Origin of the sequence: Methylobacterium nigriterrae (genome assembly GCF_037106235.1) — a bacterium.
GTDB classification, from domain to species: Bacteria; Pseudomonadota; Alphaproteobacteria; order Rhizobiales; family Beijerinckiaceae; genus Methylobacterium; species Methylobacterium nigriterrae.
Window position 1 is genome coordinate 1 of sequence record NZ_JBAWTG010000200.1, and the last position, 6,090, is coordinate 6,090.

At 64.6% G+C, this 6,090-nt stretch carries 5 protein-coding genes and 2 pseudogenes; 1 reads left to right on the forward strand and 6 read right to left on the reverse strand.

Translation table 11 applies throughout. The features are described from left to right. Positions 1-99: 99 nt before the first annotated feature. Positions 100-1,452: pseudogene (locus tag WDW90_RS33950) on the forward strand (ATP-binding protein); the annotation flags it as partial. A 437-nt stretch (positions 1,453-1,889) separates the two neighbouring features. Here WDW90_RS33950 and WDW90_RS33955 read toward each other — a convergent pair. From WDW90_RS33955 to WDW90_RS33980, 6 genes and pseudogenes are all read right to left on the reverse strand, one after another. Next, positions 1,890-2,126: a DUF2171 domain-containing protein gene (locus WDW90_RS33955; protein WP_336492095.1), complete on the reverse strand. Its 237-nt coding sequence runs from the start codon at positions 2,124-2,126 to the stop codon at positions 1,890-1,892. Positions 2,127-2,137: 11 nt separating this feature from the next. Continuing rightward, the gene (locus WDW90_RS33960) at positions 2,138-2,686 is read right to left on the reverse strand and encodes a YciE/YciF ferroxidase family protein (RefSeq protein WP_336492096.1); all 549 of its coding nucleotides are present in this window, start codon (positions 2,684-2,686) and stop codon (positions 2,138-2,140) included. 203 nt (positions 2,687-2,889) lie between these two features. Further along, positions 2,890-3,927, reverse strand: coding sequence for an HWE histidine kinase domain-containing protein (locus WDW90_RS33965; protein WP_336492097.1), 1,038 nt, complete (start codon positions 3,925-3,927; stop codon positions 2,890-2,892). Between the two features lie 393 nt (positions 3,928-4,320). Beyond that, complete coding sequence (locus tag WDW90_RS33970; RefSeq protein WP_336492098.1) at positions 4,321-4,539, reverse strand: hypothetical protein; 219 nt, start codon at positions 4,537-4,539, stop codon at positions 4,321-4,323. 812 nt (positions 4,540-5,351) lie between these two features. Then, the gene (locus WDW90_RS33975) at positions 5,352-5,576 is read right to left on the reverse strand and encodes a hypothetical protein (protein WP_336492100.1); all 225 of its coding nucleotides are present in this window, start codon (positions 5,574-5,576) and stop codon (positions 5,352-5,354) included. Between the two features lie 271 nt (positions 5,577-5,847). After that, positions 5,848-6,090, reverse strand: a pseudogene (locus WDW90_RS33980) (DNA topoisomerase IB); the annotation flags it as partial.

Consider the following 6,090-nt stretch of genomic DNA (forward strand, 5'->3'; position numbering starts at 1 on the left):
ACAGCGCCTCCACTCAGCCCTCGGGTACCGTACGCCTGAGCAGGCCGAGCAGCGCTGGGCAACGTAACCTCCGTGTCCACAAAAACGGGGGAGGATCAGTTCGTGGCGCCGGAGGAACGGGAGGCAATCGCCGCCATCTTGAGCCGCCTTACGGCGGCGGAGCCCGTCGACGACACCGAAGTGTCGTTCGTGACGCGCGACGGCAGCAGGCGACGCGTCCTGTGGACGGTCGTGCCCGAGGATGGAGTGCTCTACGGCTTCGGCCGTGACATCACAGAGCAGCGGCAGGCCGAGGAGGCGCTGCGGCAGTCGCAGAAGCTGGAGGCCATCGGCCAGCTCACCGGCGGCGTGGCGCACGACTTCAACAACCTGCTGACAATCATCCGCTCCTCCGTCGAGTTCCTGCGCCGATCCGACTTGGCTGAGGAGCGCAAGCGCCGTTATCTGAGTGCCGTCTCAGACACGGTGGATCGGGCGGCGAAGCTGACCAGCCAGCTGCTGGCCTTCGCGCGCCGGCAGACCCTCAGGCCCGAGGTGTTCGAGGTCTCCGAGCGGCTTCGGGCCATCTCCGACATGCTCGATTCGGTGACCGGTGCTCGCATCCGGGTCGTCACGGACTTGCCAGGCGAGCACTGCTACGTACGGGCCGACGCGAGCCAATTCGAGACGGCGCTGGTCAACATCGCGGTCAACGCAAGAGATGCGATGGATGGCGAGGGCAAGCTCACCCTGCACCTTGATGCCGGAACTCCGATGCCGCCCATCCGTGGGCATGCCGGCGCCTGCGGCCGCTTCGTGGCGATCTCGGTCACGGACACCGGCACGGGCATCGCACAGGCCAACCTCGCGCGCATCTTCGAGCCGTTCTTCACGACGAAGGAGGTGGGCAAGGGCACGGGGCTCGGCTTGAGCCAAGTCATTGGCTTTGCCAAGCAGTCGGGCGGCGACGTCGACGTGCGCAGCGCGCTGGGTCAAGGCACGACCTTCACCCTCTACCTGCCGCAGGTCGAGCCACCAGAAAACATGAGGATCGCTGCGGAGGATCGGCCCGATGAGACGGTAGGTGAATCGGATCTGAGTATCCTCGTCGTGGAGGACAACATCGAGGTTGGCCGTTTCTGCACGCAGATCCTGGAGGACCTCGGCCACAGCCCGGTCTGGGCCCGGAATGCGGAAGCAGCGCTCGCGGCCATCGAGGAGCGGGCTTCCTGCTTCGACGCCGTGTTCTCCGATGTCGTGATGCCGGGCATGGGAGGCCTCGAGCTCGCCAGGAGGCTCAGAGACAGCCATCCGGACCTCACCGTGGTGCTCACATCCGGCTATAGCCACGTGCTTGCCCAGGATGACGCGCACGGGTTTGAGGTTCTGCGCAAGCCCTACTCGGCTGACGAACTCGCCCGCGTTCTGCGCGAGGCGGTGAGGCGCCAGGGGAAGGTTTTCGCCTCGTCCTGAGGTTGCGAGCCCGGTCCCTGAGGCGCTGTGTTCAGGGTAGGCGCACGGTCCAGGCTGTGAGTTGCGGCCATCCCCGTATTCCTGGCGTACCCGCAACGTAACCGGCTGAGCCACGCCAGTCTGGCGGAACAACTGTTCGGAGTTGCCGCGACTGGCTGATGGCGCACTCTCCCGCGCCAGAGCGTGCCACCCGCCACGGCCGAGCCTTGGCTCCGCGCCGGAAAGCGGCCTTCCGCTTCGCGTCCATTGCCATCATTCAGCTGACCCGAGCGGCATCTCGTCACCGCGGGTGAAGGCTTATAGGAGCTGAACGCAGCCCGCCGCCCCACCAAGGTCGGGCAGCGGCAGAACGGTCGAACGCCGTACCAGAAAGGCCTCGACACAAGAAGGGGCCGCCCTTCGGCGGCCCCTTTCCGAGAACGTGAGGCTCGGCTGAGCTAGTCAGCCGTGGCCCACTCATCCTTCGCCTCGGCTTCAGTCCGGTTCAGCCGAACCTCGCCGTTCTCGACCGCGGCGATCGAGTCGATGTGGATGTAGTGGTGCTTCCCTTGCGCATCAGGGTCGGTCCGGGTGAGCTTGATGCGCCTGTCCTCAAGGTGATCCACCGTGCCGACATGGCCGCCGTCGGAACCGACGACGGGCATGTGTTCCCGGATGCTGCTCGTATCGACCATCGCCCCCTCCCTCAGGCAGTCTTGCGGCCGCTCTTGCCTTTGTTGGCGGGCTCCGGCGCATCTTCGCCCTCAGAGCCTTCGACGTTGATGCGCTCGGCAATTTCCGAGAGCAGCTGGTCGGTGCGCTTCTCCTCCTGCAGGGTCTCGTCGAGGAGCTTGGCGGCATCGTCGTAGCCGAGCTGCCTGGCCCAGGTCTTCAGGGTGCCGTAGCGGGCGATCTCGTAATGCTCGACAGCCTGCGCGCAGGCGGCCAAGACCGCGTCGGCGGCGGGGCTGTCGCCGAAATCGTCCATGTCCTCCTCCATCTCGGAGGTGATGCCCTGCATGGCCTCGCAGGTCTTGGCGCGGGCGGGCTTGCCGACGATCTCGAACACCTGCGTCAGACGCTCCACTTGGTTGGCGCTCTCCTCGGCGTGGGTCTCGAACGCCTGGCGAAGCTCGTCATGTTCGGCAGCTTTCGCGGACTTCTTCAGCGCCTTCACGGACTGCTTCTCGGCGTAATACACATCCTTCAGGGTCTCATAGAAGGCATCATGCAAGGTCTTCTGCTTTGTAGCCATAGCGTTTAGCTCCTGATTATTAGCAAGCTGATGAGCGCGGCGGCCGACGGCCGGCTCCTGTGCTGCAAGAACGTGTCACCGGCGACCCGGGTCCGAAAATTAATTTGTGAAAATCACGGGCGGGAGTAGGAACTAATCTCGATTCAGCCGACGCATGGCCACCGCAATGCGGATGCGCCCGACAGGAGCGAGCCGCATCGCCCTTATCGTCCCCCGCCGAGTGGAACGTCGACCGTCACCCGAAGGCCGTCCGGGTCATATGCGATGTCGACCTCGGCACTGATCTGCGCTGTGAGGACGCGGTTGAGCACCCGCGAGCCAAAGCCTTCTCGGGTCGGCAATGCCACGGGTGGCCCGTCGTGCTCGTTCCATACCCACCGAAGCCGCTGGCCGGCTGTCCCTTGTTCAAGGGACCACGTCACTTCGATGCGCCCGTCCGGGTGAGCCAACGCCCCGTGCCTGATCGCGTTGATCGTCAGCTCGTGGAGGGCCATGCCGATCGGCACCGCAAGTTCCGACGGCAACACGACCTGCGGGCCTTCGAGAGAGAAGCGTCCTTTCTGCCCGTTCTCATAGGCCTGGAGTTCTGAGGCGGCGAGCTGGCGGAACAGGACTGCCTGCCCCAGATCCTCGGTGATCATGGCGTGTGTTTTCGCCAAGGAGGTGATCCGCCCGGTGAGCATCCGAGCAAAGTCGGGGATGCTGGCCGACGAGCGCACTGTTGCATTCAAAACTGCCTGGACAGTGGCGAGCGTGTTCTTCACCCTGTGGTGCAGTTCTCGGACCATGAGCGTCTGGCGCTCCTCAGCCGCCCGACGTTCCGTGATGTCGCGCTGGACTGAAACCCAGTGCGCGATACGGCCATCGGCAACTCGCACAGGCGTGATCAGCCATTCAACGAAGTAGGTAGAGCCGTCTTTCCGGTAATTGGTTGCTTCGCCCTGGTAAGCCTCGCCTTCAGTCAGCGCTTTGCGGATCCGATCTAGCACGGCCCGTTCGGTCTTCCGACCCTGCAATAGCCGCGGAGACCGACCAATGACTTCGTGCGGCTCGTAGCCGCTCATGCGGGTGAAGGCTGGATTCGCGTACTCGATGCGCGGCCCGGGCTCGTTGATCTCGGCGGAGGTGATGAGGATGGCCTCGTTCGTGGCCTCAATCGCCGCTTGCAGCAGCTTCAGGTCGATAGTGGAGGTTGGGCCTTCATTCGCTGGAGGAACAACGCCGCTGTCACCGTCGTACAAGAACGTGCCCTCCAGAACCCATTTCTGCCGGCGGCAGATCTCACCTTGAACGAGTGCGGTCGCGGGTCTGCCGATTAACATGCGACTAGCGCGCCGGTTGCAGGGCGAGGCGTCGCAGGAAAGTGGAGAACCAGGCGGGTGGCGGGAGAGCGCCAGATGGGCGGCATGACGTTTCAAGTGGCGAAGCTCCCGATCGCTACGGCCAAGAAGGCGTAACCGGCCGGTCAGTGCGGCAACGCCGATTGCTTGGAAGCGCTGATAGTGGGCAGCATCACGGCGCTCGCTGGCTGGGCGTTATGGAGTTGTTCGGCACGCGGAAGAGCGCTTCTTGCGTGTGTCCGTACTGGCTAAGGCCCAGACCTCGCTCCTTCAGGGCAGGGCGGCTCGCCTGCATCAGGGAGACCGTTCGAGGGCGGACAGGAGGTCAAAGGAGGCCGAGACTGCGCCGGCGTATGTGAGCGAGCCCATCGTCATGAACACGAGGGTCAGCGCAACCATGATGGCCGAGAGGACCTCGGTCAGGCGACCCGCATGCGCACGCAGGTCATAGATCGCCGCGCAGCCGACGGTGAAAACGGCCGCCTCGATGAACGCAATTGGCGGTGTCTGCATCGTATCCCCGCCCAAACCGTCCGAGAGACACTTCCATTCCAGCCACAGCCCTTACTTCCCCCATTTGCATTACGGCCGCGGGCCGGCGATCCGACATCACCTGAAGCGTAGCCCGCGGCCCGGGGCCAGGGCAGGGGTCACCGACCGGCGCTCCACTCCGGGGTCGCCTTCAGCGTGCGCGGCCGGTGCCTGCCACCCTGCGCATCATCAGACAGGGCGCACAACGATGCTGCGCCTCGGGGTAGAGACCGGCAAGCGTAGATAAGGATCGGAGCAGGGCGCCGCCAACGAGGCGTTGGATCGCAATATCCTCGCCGGCGGCTTGCTCCCACAATATGAGAGCCGCTGAAGACTGTGTACCGAAAAACGTTCTGGTCCAGTAGGTTACCGCCTCAGGTGTACCTCCGCGCCGCCCTCGACCAGCTCACCCGCGGCGAGGAAGATCGCCCTCCGCACCTTCAAGAGGCCGGCCCGTTACGCTGCAATCTCCATCCTCTTGGACAACAAAAAGCCCCGCGAGCCATACGGCCGCAGGGCTGAAGTCCCCCATCAAGGGAGCGCTCTCGCAAGCGCGCGGCTGCGCCGCAGACCAAAATGGGTGCAGCCCTGTCCCCTGATGGCATGACCACCTGGCCGACGCTACACAAAAGTGAACATCAAGAAGCAAGCAAAAGCTTGCCGCGGGTAAGCCAAGCGCCAAGCCATCATAAGACCGATATGCCGGATTAGCGATGAGGGCAGGGCTCACCGACCGCACGACGCTTGAGACAGGCAGGAGGTCAGACGTGCTGCCGCGTAGCGCCGCCGAGGCGTCAAGCGCCGCGGTATCCCTCTTTCTTCTCGCCAGGATGGGAGCGGTCGCGATCGACGTCGTCGAAGGCGCTATGCCCCGGTTCGCCCTGGTCGCCCGGTTCGGTAGCTCCGGGCGAGCTGGCACCTTCCCCTCCGCGACTAGGGTGCTTTTCCGGGTGCGCACGTGCTCCAGTTGCAGGCTGCAGCGGATCATCATCGAGCTTGGGGTCGGTGATGCGGCTCAAGGCGGTCTCCTGATCGGATAGGCTTCCATCAGAGAAGGATCCGCCGTCGAAGCAGTTCCTCAAGCCGCCGGAAGATCGGCAGTGGCACCGACCGCAACACCGCCGTGGGGGCACTGAAACGGGTGCGGCCGATGCCTGCGCCCCTGCTCAATTGGGCGCGCGACGATGCTGCGCATCAGGGTAGGGGCCGGCAAGTGTCGGGTGGAGGAAAGGTAGGGGTCTGCAGCCCGGGCATCGTCCGCAAGACGCTGAAAAGCCTTCTGGCGTGCGGCTAGGCTGCGTGCTGAGCCTTCCGCGTTGAGGTGGATCGCGTCCCGCCCGTCTTTCCAGTGCGTTTGCCTCGTGTGCTCCCACCAGCTTTGATGGACTCCTTGGCCACCAGACCTGCCGATTTAGCGCCGGCTTTGAGACGTTCCTGCAGCAGGCTCAGCACGGCGGCCTCCTCGGGGCGGAGCCGGCTCAGATCCGCGCAGAGCTCCGTCTCGACGGCATCCTTGAGGTTCGACAGGAGATC

Coding starts and splice junctions, on each gene's coding strand:
- WDW90_RS33970 (WP_336492098.1), bottom strand. CDS start 4,539: ATGCAGACACCGCCAATTGCGTTCATCGAGGCGGCCGTTTTCACCGTC.
- WDW90_RS33960 (WP_336492096.1), bottom strand. CDS start 2,686: ATGGCTACAAAGCAGAAGACCTTGCATGATGCCTTCTATGAGACCCTG.
- WDW90_RS33955 (WP_336492095.1), bottom strand. CDS start 2,126: ATGGTCGATACGAGCAGCATCCGGGAACACATGCCCGTCGTCGGTTCC.